This window comes from Alkalihalobacillus trypoxylicola (genome assembly GCF_001590785.1).
GTDB classification, from domain to species: Bacteria; Bacillota; Bacilli; order Bacillales; family Bacillaceae_D; genus Alkalihalobacillus; species Alkalihalobacillus trypoxylicola.
In genome coordinates, this window is the sequence record NZ_LTAO01000016.1 from 790 (window position 1) to 19,794 (window position 19,005).

A 19,005-nucleotide genomic window follows, 5' to 3' on the forward strand; every position below is an offset into this window, starting at 1 on the left:
GTTTAACCGCTTCATGTTTTTCTACACTTGTAAACTTTTTTCTCACAATCAAACACCCCTATTGTTTAGATGACTGTCCAACAATAGGGGTGCAGTTCAGGACGCGAAGTGTCTTGGGGGAGCGAACAGCTGGGCACCTATCAGGTGTGGAATCATTCATTCGTGAGTATTGTCACAGTCTCTCTGTTGAATGGATATATTCTTTATGAAAGATGAAGTCTAGCGGACACAAAGCACCTCCGAACGCAGTGGGATGAAGAGTCGCTGCCCAAATCCACTTTTAAAGAAAGGTAGTCTGACGCTAACCCACCGGACGCTGAGTGTCTTAGAGGAGCGAAAAGCCGGGTCTCTAGCATGTGGAGTTCTTCATTCATGTGTATTGTCCCAGCCCTACATGTTCATATTTTTATTCATTCATTACAATGTGATTTTTCCACATAAGCTGAATTATTTAATGATTGGTTAAACATTATTCAATTTGTTAAATAAAACATGCACCAAAACAAAAAAATACATTGTGAAAAATTGAAACATTTTTTAAACTATAACGTATAGATGATTGTTCACACTTTTTAAAAAGGAGGGTAGCGCTCATACATAGCTAATCTCATAAAAAGAGAATAAGCTTAGATTGACAAAGCCATATGTAAGGAGGAGTGACCTATGGAAGATATCCAACAACTTTATTTTTACGGTCTGATTATTGGAGCTGTACTTACAGTTATCTATATATTACTCAGTGATATTCTAGATGGACTATTTGGATTTCTTGATGGGATCTTCAATCCAACGCTAATTTTATCTTTTGTTACTTTCTTTTGCGCGTCTGGCTACTTGTTAGAACGATTCTTTCCTATCGACTCTTTTGTCATTATTTTCTTATCAGCAGGGGCTTCATTATTACTAGTAACCATGCTGAATGTCTTTATTTTAATTCCTTTATCAAATGCAGATTCAACATTAGGGTATAGCGAAGAGGATTTGAAAGGTCGAATAGGAACGGTCATTACCTCCATACCAGAAGATGGCTTTGGAGAGGTTTTAATTGAGAATCATAGTGGCCATATTTCAAAGTCGGCTAAAAGCTTCGATGGTGATTTGATTAGCCAAGGACTCGAAATCATTGTCATAGACGTCAAGTTAGGTGTTCTGTACGTGTCAGAAAGAAAAAGCTTAGAAAATAGGGAGGTTTAATGAATGGGAATTGATACAATTTTTATCGTGATAGGTCTTGCTGTAGCTATTGTCATTGCTTTAATTGCTGTCTTTATTACTAAATACCGCACAGCTGGACCAGATGAAGCTTTAATTGTAACAGGGAGTTATTTAGGCACTAAAAATGTGAATACAGATGCAGTGGGTAATCGTATTAAAATCGTACGAGGTGGTGGTACGTTTGTATTACCTGTTTTCCAACAAGCAGAGCCTTTATCTTTATTATCTAGTAAATTAGATGTGCAAACTCCTGAAGTTTATACCGAGCAAGGTGTACCGGTTATTGCTGATGGAACTGCTATTATAAAAATAGGAAGCTCTATAGGTGAAATTGCAACAGCAGCGGAGCAATTTTTAGGAAAGCCTAAATCAGAACGTGAGCAGGAAGCGAAAGAAGTACTAGAAGGTCATTTACGCTCCATTTTAGGTTCTATGACTGTAGAGGAAATATATAAAAATCGAGAACGTTTTTCTCAGGAAGTACAAAAAGTTGCTTCTCAGGATTTAGCAAAAATGGGTTTAATCATTGTTTCCTTTACGATAAAAGACCTTAGAGATAATAATGGCTATTTAGAATCACTAGGGAAACCAAGAATAGCACAAATCAAAAGAGACGCAGATATTGCAACAGCTGAAGCTGATAAAGAAACTAGAATTAAGCAGGCTGAAGCTAACAAAGAAGCACAGCGTTCTGAATTAGAGCGTGCAACAGAAATTGCAGAAGCAGAGAAGACCAATCAATTAAAAGTAGCAGAATTTAGAACGGAGCAAGAACGTGCGAAAGCAAAAGCCGATCAATCGTATCACTTAGAAGAAGCACGTTCGAGACAAGAAGTTACGGAGCAACAAATGCAAATTCAAATTATTGAACGTCAAAAGCAAATTGAATTAGAAGAAAAAGAGATTCAAAGAAGAGAGCGTCAATACGACTCTGAAGTTAAGAAAAAAGCAGATGCAGATCGTTATGCTGTTGAGCAAGCAGCTGCAGCAGCAAAAAGCAAACAAATTGCCGAAGCAGATGCCGAAAAGTATCGTATTGAAGCAATGGCAAAAGCAGATGCCGAAAAAGTTCGATACGATGGTTTAGCGGAAGCAGAAGCTCAAAAAGCTAGAGGTGAAAGTGAGGCAGAGGTTATCCGTCTGAAAGGTTTAGCAGAAGCCGAGGCAAAAGAAAAAGTAGCAGAGGCATTTGAGAAGTATGGTCAAGCTGCTATGTTAGACATGATTTTAAACATGCTTCCTTCCTATGCAAAAGAAGTTGCTAGCCCACTTTCTAATATTGAAAAAATTACGGTTGTCGATACAGGTGGTAAGGGAGAAGGTAGTGGAGCAAATCGAGTTACTTCATATGCAACGGATTTAATGTCGACTCTACAAACTACTCTAAAAGAGTCTTCGGGAATTGATGTAAAAGAATTGATTGAAAACTTCTCTGGAAAAGCCAATGTTAGAAATTCAATTGATGGTCTTACAGAAGAAATTAAAAATCAAAAGTCAGAAGAGCCAAGTACTCCAGCTACTACAAATGAGGATGCCTCTTAATTGATGCTCTAAATAGGTTTTAGTAAATAGCCATTTTCTTATGGACCGTTTTGGTGCATGAAGAGATGGCTTTTTTGCTTGAATTTCTAATAGAAAAAAGGGATATTGCTAATTTTGTAACAAAATAAACAGGATGTGTCTTGCAGATAGCTTCTATTATTTCATATAATTGGGTAGGACGACGAACAAGAAGGGTAGTTGATTCATCATGCAGAGAAGGTTAACGTTAATCATTATGATCATTGCTCTGCTTAGTATTGTCTTAACGTTTGTTTTGACAGATACTGCTGAGGTTGGTCACTCCATTGGTGATATTGCCTATGATTTTACCTTACCTAGTAATCAGGATGGAATTGAGAGATTGAGTGATTATAGTGATAAAGTGGTTATTCTAAATTTATGGGCATCTTGGTGCGAGCCTTGTGTCGATGAGATGCCTGAATTAATGGATTTTGCTGAGGATTACCAAGAATCCAATATTGAAGTAATAACGGTTAATATGCAAACGTTTGAAAGAACGTTAAATGATGCTCCTAATTTTATTGAAGAAATTGGTTTAACATTACCTGTTTTTTTTGATTCCGAAGGCGTCGTTTATGAGAAATATCAACCAATGAATTTCCCGATGACTTATATTATTAATGATGAAGGAATCATTGATGATATTTTTAAGGGAGAAGTTAATTATGAGATGTTGGAAAATAGTATACAGCACTATGTAAATGAAAGTAGCTAAAGCTACTTTCAGACCGTAGACAAAACGCATTTTGAGGATCGTTCTCAAAGGCGTTTTTTTGTTCAAAGCACTTTTGCCGAAAGAGTGCTATGACAGCGAAGAGCCATATCGTGACAAACAAAAAAGCAGCTAAATTTTGATGCAACATATTTTACCCTTACAAAATACACGCTTAGTTTATCAAAAAAAGAGTCTGAAAGAAGAAATCGTCAATATAATGAATAAAGAAATCTTATGGAGGAGAGTGAGGGTTTGTATAATGTAGATGAAGTACAAGTGTTATCAATATTGTTCGAAGATGAGCAGATTCAATGGCTAGAGACAGACGGTTTCAGCCGAAAAGCGATTCTTTATAAAACCTTTTTTCACTCTGTAAAACCAAATGACATCATTACGATTAATGTTACTGCAACTAACCTACGATTAGGAACAGGTGGCTTTGATATAGTAACAGCTCCTCATTCTATTTCAAACTCCTCTTCATTAAAAGGGCATATTATGAAGTTGAGGTATACACCGTTGCAACATAGTATATCTGCCATTGATTCTCCTGAGAGTCAATATTATTCTTTCTTTAAAAATTTAAATAAAGAACAAAGCCATTTAGAAAAACAGTTTATTTTACTTGCAGAGCTGCATAGTATGCTACCAGTTATATGGGGTGTAGTGAAAGAAGTGAGTTCATCTAGTAATATGATTTTTATCATAGACGACCAAGCCGCTTTACCTTTAGCAGTTAGTCACCATATGCAAAAGCTGCATCAAGATAACCAAGTATCTTCGATAACAATTGGTCAAGCATTTGGTGGTACATATGAGGCAACGACTTTACAAAACGCGCTACTATTTGCCAAGCATTATTTACAAGCTGATTTGATTATCATTGGGGTCGGACCAGGGGGGGTAGGTACAGGAACAAAATTTGGATTCACAGGCCTACAACAGGCAAATTGGGCAAATACGGTAGGGGCAATGAATGGAGTTCCTGTTTGGATCCCAAGAATATCTTTTGCTGAGAAGCGTTCTAGACATTACGGCATCAGCCATCATACTTTAACGAGTCTCTTTCATTTTACCTATGCTCCTTCCTTACTTCCTTTTCCGCCATTGAAAGATAAACAGGAGAAAAAGATAAAAAAACAAATTTCAGAAATGGAAGACTCACACCGTACTATTGTATCTCATCAATTTAAATGGTCGAAAGAAAATAAAACAGAAAATTTATTAGAAGCTGCTTTAACTCATTATGATGATCACATCTTATCCATGGGGAAAAGTGCTCAAGAGGACCCAAGCTTTTTTTTAGCAGCTGTACAATCTACATTAACAAGTTTAGGGCGAACGGAGTGAACACTATCACGCCATTCCTTTACTGTTTCAAAATGTTTATTGGCTTCTTTTAATTTAGCTAAAACCTCCCAAGCCTTTCCAGTGATTTGAACACCCTGTTCGTGAACATAAATTTTCATTTATATCATACCTTTCAGCATTTTTTCCTTCTCCATTCAATAGTGATGGCCTTTTTACAAAAAGCTTGTCACGAATTTCTATTTAAGAAGCCAGAGCCTGTGTTAAACTCATATGTAGATAGATAGAAATTTAGAACAAAGGATGGGGCTTATGGATCATTTAATAGAAAAAACCATTTCAAAAAAAGAAATTTATAAGGGTAAAATAATCAATTTGCAGGTTGAAGAAGTTCAATTACCGAACGGAAATACTAGTAGTCGAGAAATTGTAAAACATCCAGGAGCGGTAGGGGTAATAGCTCTTACGAAAGATCACAAGATTATTATGGTTCGTCAATATCGAAAGGCTTTAGAGAAGATTTTAATAGAGATACCTGCAGGTAAGCTAGATGCTGGTGAGAAACCTATAGATTGTGCGAACAGAGAGTTAGAAGAAGAAACGGGCTACCATGCGACTAGTTTGGAATATATCGTGTCTTTTTATACTTCACCAGGTTTTGCTGATGAGAAAATCTATCTATATTTTGCTGAACATTTAACAACAGGAGTAAGAAAACCAGATGAAGATGAATTTTTAGATCTATTAGAAGTTAGTTTAGAAGAAGCTGAACAAATGATAGACAATGAAGAGATACATGATGCAAAAACGATTTATGCGGTATCCTACGTAAAAGGGTTACTAGAAGCAAAAAAATCAAATTAATAGATGGCCGTCATAGTTTTCCTTTTCTTTTCATAGAATAGATTTATGAAGTAGAGTAGAGAGGGAGGATGAAGATGAGAACAACCAATCTGAAGGATTTAATTTCTGCACATTTGGAAGAAAATAAGTCCATCTATGTTTTTACAATCGTTCTTTTTATTATGGGGATTATTTTTGGTGCGATTATTGTTAATAGCATGAGTCTTACACAAAAGCATGATTTATATATGTATTTAACACAATTTTTTGGACAAGTATCTAATGGCCACGTTGCTGAATCTTCGGATATATTTAGTAAAAGCTTTATTCACTATGCTAAATATATTGGACTAATGTGGTTATTAGGCTTATCTATCATAGGCTTACCTATTATATTTGTCATTTTATTTCTAAAGGGTGTCGTAGTTGGATTTACAGTCGGATTTCTTGTTAATCAATTAGGGTTTCATGGTTTTTTGCTTTCATTTGCTAGTATCATGCCTCAAAATTTCATTTTAATCCCAGCTTTTATTATTGTGGGAGCAACGAGTGCTGCTTTTTGTATTCGCTTAATAAGACAGCAATTTTTAAAACAATACGCCGTTCCAATCTTTCCTATGTTTATGCGTTATTCTTTGTTAATTTTATGTGTTGGAGCAGCGGTTGCTTTTGCTGCCGTTATTGAAGGATATCTTTCTCCTTCTTTAATGAGAATGGTTATTACTTATTCTCTATAATTATTATTATTAAATAACCATTTTATTTTTCTACTTAATAATGATTATCGATTGACACATTTTTTTTAGCTGATTATAATGAAAGAAGGTTATTAGCTAGAGGGGAGGCAATTGTGATGGAGAAGCGTTTAGAACGAATTAAGAAGCACTTACATTCGCAGGGCTATAAATTAACACCACAAAGAGAGGCAACTGTTCGGGTGTTATTGGAGCATGAGGAAGATCATTTAAGTGCTGAAGATGTCTACCTCCTCGTTAAGGAAAAGTCACCAGAGATTGGTCTAGCTACTGTTTATCGAACATTAGAGCTTCTTGCAGACTTGAAAATTGTTGACAAAATCAATTTTGGTGATGGGGTTTCAAGGTTTGATCTTCGACAAGAAGGAGCGGCCCATTTCCACCATCATTTAGTATGTATTGAGTGTGGGTCAGTGGATGAAATACAGGAAGATCTTTTAGGAGATGTAGAAGCGATTGTAGAACGCGATTTTAATTTTCGTATAAAGGATCATCGCTTAACATTTCATGGAATATGCTATCGTTGTAACAGTAAAGGAAACAAAGAAAATAAAAATGAATCTCAAAACGCAGAAACTGTATAACCAAAAAGTCTTCTAATTAGATGGAAGACTTTTTTCATTGCTTGAACTTTTTTTGAACATTCGGTATAAATAGAGGGGTTTTTGGCATAGCTTGTAACAATAGGAAGAGCACTTAGTTACAGTGGTCCAATTTTGTTCAAAAGGAGTGGTTATCATTGAAGGCGACATTACATCTTTTTTTACATACTATAAAGGTTTTTCTACTATTTACGGGATGCACAGCCCTATTTTATTATGGTATTCTATGGATAAGCGAAGAATATGATAGTTTACATCGCTACGATGAACCTGCTGGCAAAGCAGTAAAAGTATTTCAAATGAATGGAGATACGCCTGAATCGATGGCCGAAAGGTTAATGTGGTTTTATCGACTTGGTGAATAAATAATTAGGAGCGAATGCACTTTGTTGAAGCTAGTCGAGCAATTTATTGATTTTATTCGAATTGAACGTGGTTTAGCCGATAATACGATTCAATCCTATAAGCGTGATTTAGAAAGCTATGTTCACTTTCTTAGAAAGGTAGAAGATGTTCATTCGTTTCAAAATGTTGAGCGAGAATCGGTACGCCAATTTTTATACTTCTTGAGAGACGAAGGAAAAGCAGATAGTTCAATAGCTCGTATGCTCTCTTCAATAAGAGCCTTTCATCAATATCATCTTCGATTGCAGCGTTTAAATCAAGATCCTAGTGCATTAATTGAAATTCCTAAGCCTGTCAAACGTTTACCGAAAGTGCTGAACTTAGAAGAAGTAGAAGCTTTACTTACCGTCGCAAAGGGCTCAAAACCTTTACAGCTGAGAAACCAAGCAATGCTAGAGCTTCTTTATGCAACGGGGATAAGAGTAACTGAGATGGTACAATTAACATTAAGCGATCTTCACTTATCAATGGGGTTTATTCGTTGTATTGGAAAAGGAGAAAAGGAACGAATTATTCCATTGGGGAAAATGGCTACAGAATCTATTCAACATTATTTAGAGCACTCTAGAGGAGTCTTAAAAAAAAATCAGCAGCACGACTATGTGTTTGTGAACCACTTTGGTCGCCCTTTAACTAGACAAGGGTTCTGGAAGATACTAAAACAGCTGACAAATGATGCAAAAATTACAAAAGAGCTTTCACCTCACACATTAAGACATTCATTTGCTACGCATTTATTAGAAAATGGTGCGGATTTGAGAGCTGTACAAGAAATGCTTGGACATGCAGACATTTCAACGACACAAATTTATACGCATGTGACAAAAACAAGATTAAAAGATGTTTATTCAAAGTATCATCCACGGGCATAAAAAACGAAGCAAGGCGTTTTTTATGATTAAGAGGTCAGACTTCTGACGAATAATGGATGATGAAAATGGTAGGTGGGTGGGTATAGTATTATAGAAGTCACATTTGATGGAACAATTAACACTACAAAACATTTCATCAAATGGGGTTAATAAGGAGGAAAAAGATGAATCAGCACTTTAAAAGAATTTTCTTAATTGTATTAGATTCAGTAGGAATAGGTGAAGCCCCAGATGCAGCACAATTTGGGGATGTTGGAGCTCATACATTAGGACATATCGCAAAAGAAATGAAGGGCTTACATATGCCTAATATCGAAAAATTAGGCTTGAGTCATATTGAACCAATTGAAGGAATATCAAAAGGTCAGGAACCGATTGCTCATTTTGGTAAAATGCAAGAGGCTTCTAACGGTAAGGATACAATGACTGGACATTGGGAAATAATGGGTCTAAATATTAAGGAGCCATTTCAAGTATTTCCAGAAGGATTTCCTGACGACTTAGTTAAACAGCTTGAAGAAGCAACAGGTCGAAAAATAATTGGAAATAAAGTAGCTTCTGGAACAGAAATATTAGTAGAACTTGGGCAAGAGCATGTTGATACAGGAGCGCTTATTGTATATACATCTGCTGATTCAGTGCTTCAAATTGCAGCTCATGAATCCGTCATTCCACTTGAAGAATTGTATGACATTTGCGAGAAAGCAAGAAAGCTGACCTTAAAGCCTCCATACCGTTTAGGAAGAATTATTGCAAGACCTTTTGTAGGAACGGAAGGAGAATGGGAGAGAACAGCTAATCGACATGATTATGCTTTAAAGCCCTTCTCGAGAACCGTGATGAATGAGTTAAAAGATGGAGGATACGATTCTCTCTCCTTAGGGAAAATATCTGATATATATGACGGAGAAGGTATTACGAAATCGATACGTACGATATCTAATGATGATGGAATGGAAAAATTAATTGAAGTTATGAAAACAGATTTTAATGGATTGGCTTTCTTAAATTTAGTTGATTTTGATGCGAAATATGGACATAGAAGAGACCCGATAGGCTACGGGGAGGCATTGGAGCAGTTTGATGTTCAACTTGGTCAGGTTTTAAATCTATTAAATGAAAGCGATTTGCTCATCATCACAGCTGATCATGGTAATGATCCAACATTTAAAGGGACCGACCATACTAGAGAATTTGTTCCATTACTCGTATATAAAAAGGATTTAGAATCTGGAAGTTACTTAGGTATTAGAGATACCTTTGCCGATATAGGAGCAACTATTGCAGATAATTTTAATGTGAAAGCACCTGAATATGGGAAAAGCTTTTTACAGGATATTGAGTAAGAAAAGGCATGCTAGGAAGGTTAAGAAAATATATTAGGGGGAATACGTGTGGTAATGAAGCAGCATATTGAAGAAACGTTAGAATTATTAAGTAAAAGAGGAATTAAGAAGCCGAAAATTGGCTTAATCTTAGGTTCTGGATTAGGTGTACTTGCAGATGAAATTCAACATTCGATTAAAGTTCCGTATCAAGACATTCCGCATTTTCCAATATCAACTGTAGCTGGACATGCTGGTCAACTCGTTTTTGGAGAATTAGAGGGTCAAAGTGTTATCGCGATGTCTGGTCGCTTTCATTATTATGAAGGGTATTCCTTAGAAGCTGTTACTTACCCAGTTCGAGTATTTAAAGCTTTAGGAGTCGAGCAATTAATCGTAACGAATGCAGCTGGTGGTGTAAATACGGATTTTAATGCAGGAGACTTAATGATTATTTCTGATCATATTAACAATATGTATCAAAATCCTTTAATGGGAGCGAATGACCCTGAATTAGGTGAGCGTTTTCCTGATATGTCTAGCGCTTATTCAGAGAAGCTTAGGAGCTTAGCGAAAAACGAAGCTGCAAAGCTACAATTAAATGTGCAAGAAGGGGTTTATGTTGCCAATACAGGTCCTTGTTATGAAACACCTGCAGAAGTTCGGATGATTCGAACAATAGGTGGAGACGCAGTAGGTATGTCAACAGTTCCGGAAGTCATTGTTGCCCGCCATAGTAATATGGAGGTTTTAGGTATATCATGTATTTCTAATATGGCAGCAGGTATTTTACCTCAGCCTTTGACTCATTCTGAAGTAATCGAGACAACGGAAGCTGTGAAAGCAGACTTTATGGAGCTTGTAAAAAGTATTATTAGAGAAATGATTTAAAAAGGAGAGTTGTTAAACATGCGGATGGTCGATCTTATTGAGAAGAAAAGAGATGGACAGGCATTAACAGACGAAGAAATTAACTTTATCATTCAAGGGTATACAAAAGATGAAATACCTGATTACCAAATATCTGCTTTAGCGATGGCCATTTATTTTCAAGATATGAATGCCAAAGAGCGTGCACGCTTAACGATGGCGATGGTCGAATCAGGAGATCAGCTTGATTTATCCTCTATTGAAGGAATAAAAGTAGATAAACACTCCACAGGTGGAGTCGGCGATAAAACAACGATCGCTTTAGCCCCTCTAGTTGCAGCTTTAGGTGTACCAGTGGCGAAAATGTCTGGTCGTGGTTTAGGTCATACGGGTGGTACGATTGACAAGCTAGAATCTGTACCAGGATTTAGTGTGGAATTAACAACCAATGACTTTATTCAGCAAGTGAATCAACATAAATTAGCGGTAGTAGGTCAAACGGCCAATTTAACGCCTGCAGACAAGAAATTATATGGCTTAAGAGATGTGACGGGTACGGTTAATTCCATTCCCTTAATAGCTAGCTCGGTTATGAGTAAAAAAATTGCTTCGGGAGCTGATGCTATTGTTTTAGATGTAAAAGTTGGTTCTGGAGCTTTTATGAAAGAAGTGGACCAAGCAAATGAACTTGCAACAGCAATGGTCGAAATTGGTAAAAAATTAGGTAGACAAACGGTAGCGATTATATCGGACATGAATCAACCTTTAGGACGAACAGTAGGAAATGCTTTAGAAATTCGTGAAGCCATTGAGTTACTCAAAGGAGAGGGGCCGAAGGATTTACATGAGCTTTGTTTGGAGTTAGGAAGTCAAATGGTTTATTTAGCGGGCAAAGCTAAAGATTTAGCGGATGCTAAAAAACAAATCCAATCTGTAATAGAAAATGGAAAAGCGATTGAGTCATTAAAAAATTTCCTAGAAGCTCAGGGTGGTGACCCTTCTGTTGTAGATGATACGAACAAATTGCCGCAAGCGAAACATTTAGTTGAGGTGTTAGCGGAAAAATCAGGTTATGTGGAAAAGATAACGGCAGATAAAATTGGAACGGCTGCGATGAAATTAGGAGCAGGCCGCGCAACAAAAGATTCTTCCATTGATTTGGCTGTTGGAATTGAGCTCCACAAAAAAATCGGAGATTACGTAGAGGCAGGACAAGCTTTAGCTACTTTACACAGCAATAACGAACAGGTCGAAGAGGTAAAAAGTATTGTAAAAGAAGCCTATACAATGATTAATGACAAGGTTGAACAAAATCCTCTTATTTATGACACGATTCATTAAAGCTTTCAAATGATGTTACTAACTTTCTATTATATTTCTTTAATGTTTGGAATCGATGTTTAAATGATAACCAAAAGGTGAATAGATAAAAGGAAATATAATATGGAAGGGGTAATAAAAATGGCAGATGTAATTTTAAAAACACAAGCTAAAGCACATGGTGGTAGAGATGGGCATGTAAAATCAGATAACGGCGTAATTGATTTTAAATTAGCGATGCCTAAAAAAGGACAAGAAGTAAACGATGCTACAAATCCAGAACAGCTTTTTGCAGCTGGGTATTCTGCTTGTTTTGATGGTGCCCTAAACTTAATGGCTCAAAAAGCCAAAAAAGAAATAGAGTCAGAAATCGAAGCTGAAGTATCATTGGTTAAGGATGAAAGTGATGGAGGCTTCAAAATAGCTGTAACTCTAAATGCTCTAGTCCAAGGAGTTTCCGACGATGAAGCAAAAGAGCTTGTTCATAAGGCACATCAATTCTGCCCATATTCCAAAGCAACTGCTGGGAATGTAGATGTGACACTAAATGTCAAAACAAAATAATAGGGTTGGATTTTATAAACCGATTAAGAAAAAGAGTCGAGAAGCTTTAGCTTCCGACTCTTTTTTGTATATGTTCATCCAAAAAGATTTAATGTTCTCAAGGTCCATTTTCCTACTAAATTAAGAGGTTTTTAACAAGTATTCATGTGTTTTTTGTATTAATAGCTGTTCCCAATTCGTATTCGTGAAGGTGTGATCAGCAAAAGGAATCCAGCTTCCACAAAATCTTTCGGGTTCGTTATTGGCTAAAAAGGCTAGCTTATATTTCTCGAGATTTAATGATGAAATATCTTGATCACGATCGCCATGTAAGGCTATTAATTTCCCTTTGAATTCCTCCATTTTTTTAAGCGGATTATGATGTTTTAAATCTTGGAAAAACTGCTTACTTAATATGAATCCATTAAAATCATATTCACCATTTAAGTAAGCTATTTCTTGAGCGTCTTTTCCTGTTATGGATAGTAGCTCTTCATAAGGGTCACTAACAGCTGACCATAGAATGACCTCCTGTATGAATGGAAAATCGGCGGCTACTAAAGCACTTATCGCACCTCCCAAACTATGTCCTAATAAGATGATTCGTTTCTGGTCGATTTCTTCTAATGTTTGAGCATATTGAATAATCTCTTTTAATTCTATTAGTTGTTTCGATAGTGTCACCTCACCATAATCTCCAGAGCTTTCACCACAACCACTAAAATCAAATCTCAAGGTGGCAAAGCCTTGAGAAGCAAAAAAGCGTGAAGCCTTAATAAATAGGCGATGCTCACCGATTTTGTTACCTGCAAAACCGTGGGTGAAAATAATCAGTGGAAATGGCTGGACAGTTGATTTAGGTGATGTAAAGGAAATAGATAGTTGTTGGTCATTAACAGGTAATTCAAAACAAGTATTTTGCATATCATTCACACCTTCAATGTATTGTATTCCTATTAATTTACTTGGTATTAACACTCATTATAAAGAATCCTTTCAATTTGTGCAACTAATACTTTCTCCTTTATTCGTATAAAGAGTTGGAAATATGGAAAAAATAAAATGAAATTATATGGTGACGTGAGCTACGATCAACGTCCTAATTATTGAAAGAATTAGATGGAGGTTATATAAGTGAAACAAATAACAGTGTCGGTATTACTATGTTTAATGATGACAAGCTTTTTTGGAACGAATACGTATGCAAACGAACAAACAGGAGAAATTCAATTAGCAGAGCAATCAGCATCAGCTATCGTCATTGAAAGAGATACAGGACAGGTTTTATTTGAAAAGAATAGTCATGAACAGCTACCACCTGCGAGCATGACTAAAATTATGACTATGCTCCTTATTATGGAGCGAATTGATAATGGGACTTTATCCTATGATGAAAAAGTAAGAACAAGTGAGAATGCAGCTTCTATGGGAGGGTCACAGGTTTTTTTAGAACCGGGTGAAGAAATGACTGTTACCGAAATGTTAAAAGCGATAGCGGTTGCCTCAGGTAATGACGCATCTGTCGCGATGGCAGAGCATATTGCGGGTACAGAAGAAGAATTTGTTTCATTAATGAATGATAAAGCAAAAGAATTAGGGTTAAAAAATACAAATTTTATCAACTCAAATGGATTACCAGCCGAAAATCATTATACGACTGCTCATGATTTAGCTGTCATTTCTAAAGAGCTATTAAAGTATGAAGATATTACAAAATTCACGAGTATTTATGAAGATTATTTAAGAAAGGGTACGGATAAAGAATTTTGGTTAGTAAATACGAATAAGCTGGTCAAATTTTATGATGGAGTAGATGGGTTGAAAACCGGTTTCACAAAAGAGGCTATGTACTGTCTAACTGCTACTGCTGAAAAAAATGGAATGAGGGTCATCTCGATTGTGATGGGTGCGCCAACACCAAAAGAACGAAATTCTCAGATTACAGAGATGCTTGATTATTCGTTTAGTCAATATATGACTCATCCTATGTATGAAAAAGATCAATTAATGGGTGAAATTGAAATCATAAAAGGGGATAAAAAGGTAGTTTCTGTTTTAACAAGTGAATCTATTTCTCTTTTGACCAAAAAAGGTGAATCGGTGGATGAAGTCGTTGAAAGAATAAAATGGAATGATGAGTTAAGAGCGCCTATTCAAAAAGGAGAGCAAGTAGCGACGCTGATTTTAGAACAAGATGGCAAGATTTTAAGTGAATCCCCTCTAGTTGCAGCGGATGATGTCGAATCTGCTTCGTGGTGGCAATTATTCAAAAGAGTTTTCTCGAAATTTGGAGGAAATTAAAATTTTCCACTACTTTTTTCGAAATTGATCTAGTTTTGTCAGGTGGCAGGTGTTATGAATGAACGAAGCGAACTACTCTCTAAAGGTTTTTATAGTAAAGCAAAAGGGAGTTGAAAATAGTGAGCTTATTCATTGATTTAGAACGTAAGGGATCTGTTTTACTTGTACGTCTAGAAGGAGAGCTTGATCATCACACAGCAGAAACACTGCGTACCCAAGTTGAAGAGAAGATAAAGCAAACTCAAATTAAGCATATTGTGTTAAGCTTAGAACAGCTTACATTTATGGATAGTTCAGGTCTTGGCGTTATTTTAGGACGCTACAAGTATGTGAAAAGTTTGGGCGGAGAGATGGTCGTTTGTTCGATTTCACCTGCGGTTAAAAGACTTTTTGAACTTTCAGGATTGTTTAAGATTATTCGTTTAGAAGATAATGAGCAGTTTGCACTTCAAACCTTGGGGGTGGCTTAAATGAACAAAAATGAAATGGAGATTCGCTTTTCTGCTAAAAGCGAAAACGAATCTTTTGCAAGGGTAACAGTAGGAGCTTTTATTGCCCAATTAGATCCGACAATGGATGAAATGACTGAAATGAAAACGGTCGTATCAGAAGCTGTCACGAATTCAATTATTCACGGCTATCATAATAATCCTGATGGAATGGTCTATATTCATGCTGTTATAGATGAGCAGACAATTGAATTAACTATTCGTGATGAGGGAATGGGAATTACAGATATTGAAGAAGCTAGACAGCCTTTATTTACATCAAAGCCTGAGTTAGAACGATCAGGAATGGGCTTTACAATTATGGAAAACTTCATGGACGAAATAAATATCAATTCGGAACCGATGATTGGAACCACTATTTTTCTGAAAAAACACCTAACTAAAAGCAAAGCAGTTTGTAATTAAGGGGTTTTGCCAATGGATGTAGAGGTTAAACAATCTAAACAGAAAGAAGCGCCATTGTCCGATAAAGAAGTGAAAAAGTTAATTGAAGAAAGTCAATTAGGAAATCAAGAAGCTAGAGACAAAATTGTTAATCGAAATACCCGTTTAGTATGGTCCGTGGTTCAGCGCTTCATGAATCGTGGGTACGATCCAGAGGATTTATTTCAAATTGGATGTATTGGTTTAATTAAATCAGTTGATAAGTTTGACTTATCTTATGATGTTAAGTTCTCTACCTATGCAGTTCCTATGATTATCGGTGAAATACAAAGGTTTCTACGAGATGATGGGACTGTGAAAGTTAGTCGTTCTATAAAAGAGCTTGGCAATAAGGTGAGAAAAGTAAAGGATGATTTAACGAAAACGTTAGGGAGAGTACCGACTGTACAAGAAATTGCCTCTTATTTAGAGATTCCTGCTGAAGAAGTGGTTTTTGCAGCGGAGGCTAATAAGTCGCTATCTTCCATTCATGAAACTGTATATGAAAATGACGGAGATCCTATTACGTTACTCGACCAAATTGCCGACCAATCAGAAAGCAAATGGTTCGATAAAATTGCTTTAAAGGAAGCAATAAGAGATTTGGAAGAAAGGGAAAGACTTATTGTTTATTTGCGATATTATAAAGACCAAACACAGTCGGAAGTCGCTGAGCGATTGGGTATATCTCAAGTCCAAGTTTCAAGACTAGAAAAGAAAATCCTCGATCAAATGAAATTAGTGATGACAGAAGAAGTAGAGAAATAAAAAAGCGGAAAAAGAGCCCTGGACACACCATATGAGAGAAAATTGAAATGATGTGTAATGGATGCAAACATCAAGAACGATCCATGAACCCTCCTTACTGTGAAAAGGAGGGTTTTTTTTTGAAAGGGTAGATTCCCTGTGAAAGGCGTAAGCTAGTGGACACAAGGCACGGAGACTTCAGTGGGAATAAGTGACCCTGCCAAAATTCACTTTTAAAAAAGTTCATTCTGCAGCTCCCAATCAAAAGAGAAGTGTATTGGGGGAGCGAACAGCCTGGCACTAACTTGTGAGGAAACATTCGTTCATGAGTATGCTCTCATCCTCCTTTTTCTATTACATCATAACGAAAAAATGAAACTTTATTTATTTTCCACCGTATAAGAATATATACAAATAAATAAGGACGGTGAAATGAATGCAACCACTATTGAAAATTGACTCACTTGGGAAATTTTTCAAGGATAAGAAAGTCATTTCTGATATATCTTTAGAGGTTCAAAAAGGTGAGATCATGGCGATACTTGGTCCGAATGGGGCAGGTAAGTCTACGACCATTCGAAGTACTTTAGGTATTATGTATCCAGACGAAGGAGAAATACAATTTAATGGAACGCCTGTGAAAGAAATTCCCCGAGAAAAAGTAGGCTATCTTCCAGAAGAAAGAGGCTTATATAAGAATGTAAAAGTAATGGACATTCTTCTCTATTTTGCAGATTTAAAAAATTATCCACTAGTAAAGGCAAAAGAACGCGCCCTTCAACTTTTAGAGAGACTTGGTCTTGAAGGAAAAGATAAAAGCTCGATAGAGGAGCTGTCTAAAGGGATGGCTCAAAAAGTACAATTTATTGCGTCTATCATACATGAGCCAGAACTACTCATATTAGATGAACCTTTCTCTGGTCTCGATCCTGTTAGCCAAGACTTGTTTAAAAAGGAAATAAAATCATTAGCGAATCAAGGAACAGCTATTCTACTGTCTTCACATCAAATGAATATTGTCGAAGAATTATGTGATCGCTTGTTTATGATACATAAAGGGCAAAAAGTGATTTATGGAACATTAGATGAAGTCAAACGTAAATTTGCTAATTTTAAGTGTACGATTTTAGGAAGTAACTCAGAATCAGTGCTTCAAACGATTCCTGAAGTTGAAAGAGTAGAGCAGGTTGGAGAGAAATCAGTTTTATTTTTGCACCAAGATGTTAAAATTAATCAGTGGATTCGAGGGCTTCCTGCTGAGTTACATATTGAGGAATTAACGATTGATCGAATTTCACTTCATGAAATCTTTATAGATATTGCTTCAGACCGAATAGAAGGGGGAGAGTGGCCAAATGAAAAATAGTTGGAAAGTAGCCAAATGGGAAATTAAACGAAATGTAAAAAATAAATCATTTATTATTTCAATACTATCGACTCCACTTCTCTTTATATTATTTTTCTCGATCCCAATGCTTTTTTCTGGAGACAGCTCTGATGAAAATAATCCACTGACTATTTATATCCATGATGAACTTGAAATATGGGAAGAAATTGAAAATAGTATTGATGACCTTGAGAGTTTAAACTGGGAAGTCGATCATCAAATTGTCCATGAGGATGTAATGCTCTCAGATTTAGAGAATATGGAATCATCGATATATTTTAGCTTAACAGAAGAGACTTTAATGAATGGTCAAATACAAATTTATTTAAGCAACGACTTAGATGAAAATGATGTAATCAGTTTATATGCTATTGAGCCTATTTTGAAAAGTATTCAATTAGAATATTTAGGGTTTGATGAACAAGAAGCGATGCTCGCAACTAATCCTATTACATTTCAACATGAATCTCCATCTGATGCTTCCGAAACAAGTGAATCAAGTGATGAGGGGATGGCGTTTTTAGAAAGGCTAGTTCCGGGTCTTTTTGCAGCTGTGATTCTTTTTTCCGTTGTTATTTCTGGAATGATGATTTTTACAAGTGCCTCACAGGAAAAGAAAGAGAAGGTTTCTGAGATGATTCTTTCTTCGATTAGTCCAACGGAATTAATGCAAGGAAAAATTATTGGTTACTTCTTTATTGGAATTATTCAAGTTATAGGCTGGATAGCAATCATTTTACCATTCCTAGTTTGGTATGTGACCTTCCCTATTTTACAGTATCTTTTCGTTCCTGAATTATTAGTGCTTATTTTGATAGCGGTTTTAGGATACTTACTATTTGCTTCGATTTTTGTAGGAATAGGTGCTACAGTGGATGAAATGAGCTCTACAAGTAACTTTCAAGGTATGGTTATGATGCTTCCTTGGATACCATTCATTTTAATTGGCCCAGTCATTGCCGATCCATCAGGCATTATTGCTCAAGTAGGAAGTTTTGTCCCTATTACAGCTCCTGGAGTATGGTTAATTCGCCTATCTATACTAGAAAATTGGCCGTGGGTCGAAATAATCATTTCTTTGCTTATTTTGGCTATATCTATATGGATCACAATGAAAATGGCAGGGAAAGTATTCAAAACGGGCATTCTATTGTATGGGAAAAATGCAACACCAGCAGAGATTATCAAGTGGTTAAAGCAATAAATATAGAAAGTTAAGGGTAAAAGAGGAGGGGTCTACCCACTCTTTTACCTTTTTTTATATATAAAAAAGTCCTATTGACGCTATTTTTTGAAAACGTT

General features: G+C 36.1%; 21 protein-coding genes. 19 read left to right on the top strand and 2 right to left on the bottom strand.

Going from position 1 to position 19,005, the window contains the following annotated elements:
* The first annotated feature begins 663 nt into the window (after positions 1–663).
* From AZF04_RS11590 to AZF04_RS11605, 4 genes are all read left to right on the top strand, one after another.
* The gene (locus AZF04_RS11590; RefSeq protein WP_061948859.1) at positions 664–1,194 is read left to right on the top strand and encodes a hypothetical protein; all 531 of its coding nucleotides are present in this window, start codon (positions 664–666) and stop codon (positions 1,192–1,194) included.
* 3 nt (positions 1,195–1,197) lie between these two features.
* Positions 1,198–2,757, top strand: a complete 1,560-nt coding sequence (locus tag AZF04_RS11595; RefSeq protein ID WP_061948860.1) for a flotillin family protein — start codon at positions 1,198–1,200, stop codon at positions 2,755–2,757.
* Between the two features lie 208 nt (positions 2,758–2,965).
* Positions 2,966–3,493 carry a TlpA disulfide reductase family protein gene (locus tag AZF04_RS11600; RefSeq protein ID WP_061948861.1) on the top strand — a complete coding sequence of 176 codons (528 nt, stop codon included), beginning with the start codon at positions 2,966–2,968 and terminating at the stop codon, positions 3,491–3,493.
* A 252-nt stretch (positions 3,494–3,745) separates the two neighbouring features.
* Positions 3,746–4,843 (top strand): DUF3866 family protein, encoded by a 1,098-nt coding sequence (locus AZF04_RS11605; protein ID WP_061948862.1) that lies wholly within the window; start codon positions 3,746–3,748, stop codon positions 4,841–4,843.
* On the opposite strand, the gene mciZ is transcribed toward AZF04_RS11605, so the two are convergent.
* On the bottom strand, positions 4,774–4,962 hold the full coding sequence (gene mciZ, locus AZF04_RS21940) for a Z-ring formation inhibitor MciZ (protein WP_082795334.1): 189 nt from the start codon (positions 4,960–4,962) through the stop codon (positions 4,774–4,776). The genes AZF04_RS11605 and mciZ overlap by 70 nt on opposite strands.
* 151 nt (positions 4,963–5,113) lie before the next feature.
* Here mciZ and AZF04_RS11610 point away from each other — a divergent pair, with 151 nt between their 5' ends.
* The 9 genes from AZF04_RS11610 to AZF04_RS11650 all read left to right on the top strand — a co-directional run bounded on the left by AZF04_RS11610 (position 5,114) and on the right by AZF04_RS11650 (position 12,357).
* Entirely contained in the window at positions 5,114–5,665 is a 552-nt protein-coding gene (locus tag AZF04_RS11610) for an NUDIX hydrolase (protein WP_061948863.1), read from the top strand.
* 74 nt (positions 5,666–5,739) lie between these two features.
* The gene (spoIIM, locus tag AZF04_RS11615; protein WP_061948864.1) at positions 5,740–6,381 is read left to right on the top strand and encodes a stage II sporulation protein M; all 642 of its coding nucleotides are present in this window, start codon (positions 5,740–5,742) and stop codon (positions 6,379–6,381) included.
* 116 nt (positions 6,382–6,497) lie between these two features.
* The gene (fur, locus tag AZF04_RS11620) at positions 6,498–6,983 is read left to right on the top strand and encodes a ferric iron uptake transcriptional regulator (RefSeq protein ID WP_061948865.1); all 486 of its coding nucleotides are present in this window, start codon (positions 6,498–6,500) and stop codon (positions 6,981–6,983) included.
* A 155-nt stretch (positions 6,984–7,138) separates the two neighbouring features.
* Entirely contained in the window at positions 7,139–7,366 is a 228-nt protein-coding gene (locus tag AZF04_RS11625) for a YqzK family protein (protein WP_045488325.1), read from the top strand.
* A 21-nt stretch (positions 7,367–7,387) separates the two neighbouring features.
* Positions 7,388–8,278 carry a site-specific tyrosine recombinase XerD gene (gene xerD, locus AZF04_RS11630; RefSeq protein WP_061948866.1) on the top strand — a complete coding sequence of 297 codons (891 nt, stop codon included), beginning with the start codon at positions 7,388–7,390 and terminating at the stop codon, positions 8,276–8,278.
* A gap of 164 nt (positions 8,279–8,442) precedes the next feature.
* On the top strand, positions 8,443–9,624 hold the full coding sequence (gene deoB, locus AZF04_RS11635; protein ID WP_061948867.1) for a phosphopentomutase: 1,182 nt from the start codon (positions 8,443–8,445) through the stop codon (positions 9,622–9,624).
* Positions 9,625–9,678: 54 nt separating this feature from the next.
* A complete protein-coding gene (locus tag AZF04_RS11640; RefSeq protein ID WP_045488367.1) occupies positions 9,679–10,494 on the top strand; it encodes a purine-nucleoside phosphorylase in 816 nt (271 codons plus the stop codon).
* An 18-nt stretch (positions 10,495–10,512) separates the two neighbouring features.
* On the top strand, positions 10,513–11,814 hold the full coding sequence (locus tag AZF04_RS11645) for a pyrimidine-nucleoside phosphorylase (RefSeq protein ID WP_061948868.1): 1,302 nt from the start codon (positions 10,513–10,515) through the stop codon (positions 11,812–11,814).
* 120 nt (positions 11,815–11,934) lie between these two features.
* Entirely contained in the window at positions 11,935–12,357 is a 423-nt protein-coding gene (locus AZF04_RS11650) for an organic hydroperoxide resistance protein (RefSeq protein WP_045488314.1), read from the top strand.
* Positions 12,358–12,477: 120 nt separating this feature from the next.
* Here the strand turns inward: AZF04_RS11650 and AZF04_RS11655 are convergent, their stop codons facing one another.
* On the bottom strand, positions 12,478–13,260 hold the full coding sequence (locus AZF04_RS11655) for an alpha/beta hydrolase (protein ID WP_061948869.1): 783 nt from the start codon (positions 13,258–13,260) through the stop codon (positions 12,478–12,480).
* 246 nt (positions 13,261–13,506) lie between these two features.
* Here AZF04_RS11655 and AZF04_RS11660 point away from each other — a divergent pair, with 246 nt between their 5' ends.
* The 6 genes from AZF04_RS11660 (at position 13,507) to AZF04_RS11685 (ending at position 18,907) form a co-directional block, all read left to right on the top strand.
* Positions 13,507–14,637: a D-alanyl-D-alanine carboxypeptidase family protein gene (locus AZF04_RS11660; protein WP_061948894.1), complete on the top strand. Its 1,131-nt coding sequence runs from the start codon at positions 13,507–13,509 to the stop codon at positions 14,635–14,637.
* Between the two features lie 119 nt (positions 14,638–14,756).
* Complete coding sequence (gene spoIIAA / locus AZF04_RS11665; protein ID WP_061948870.1) at positions 14,757–15,107, top strand: anti-sigma F factor antagonist; 351 nt, start codon at positions 14,757–14,759, stop codon at positions 15,105–15,107.
* The gene (gene spoIIAB / locus AZF04_RS11670; RefSeq protein WP_061948871.1) at positions 15,108–15,551 is read left to right on the top strand and encodes an anti-sigma F factor; all 444 of its coding nucleotides are present in this window, start codon (positions 15,108–15,110) and stop codon (positions 15,549–15,551) included.
* Between the two features lie 12 nt (positions 15,552–15,563).
* A complete protein-coding gene (sigF, locus tag AZF04_RS11675) occupies positions 15,564–16,337 on the top strand; it encodes an RNA polymerase sporulation sigma factor SigF (protein ID WP_061948872.1) in 774 nt (257 codons plus the stop codon).
* A 415-nt stretch (positions 16,338–16,752) separates the two neighbouring features.
* Entirely contained in the window at positions 16,753–17,682 is a 930-nt protein-coding gene (locus AZF04_RS11680) for an ABC transporter ATP-binding protein (RefSeq protein ID WP_061948873.1), read from the top strand.
* Complete coding sequence (locus AZF04_RS11685) at positions 17,672–18,907, top strand: ABC transporter permease (RefSeq protein ID WP_061948874.1); 1,236 nt, start codon at positions 17,672–17,674, stop codon at positions 18,905–18,907. The genes AZF04_RS11680 and AZF04_RS11685 overlap by 11 nt, the downstream gene beginning before the upstream one ends.
* Positions 18,908–19,005 lie beyond the last annotated feature (98 nt).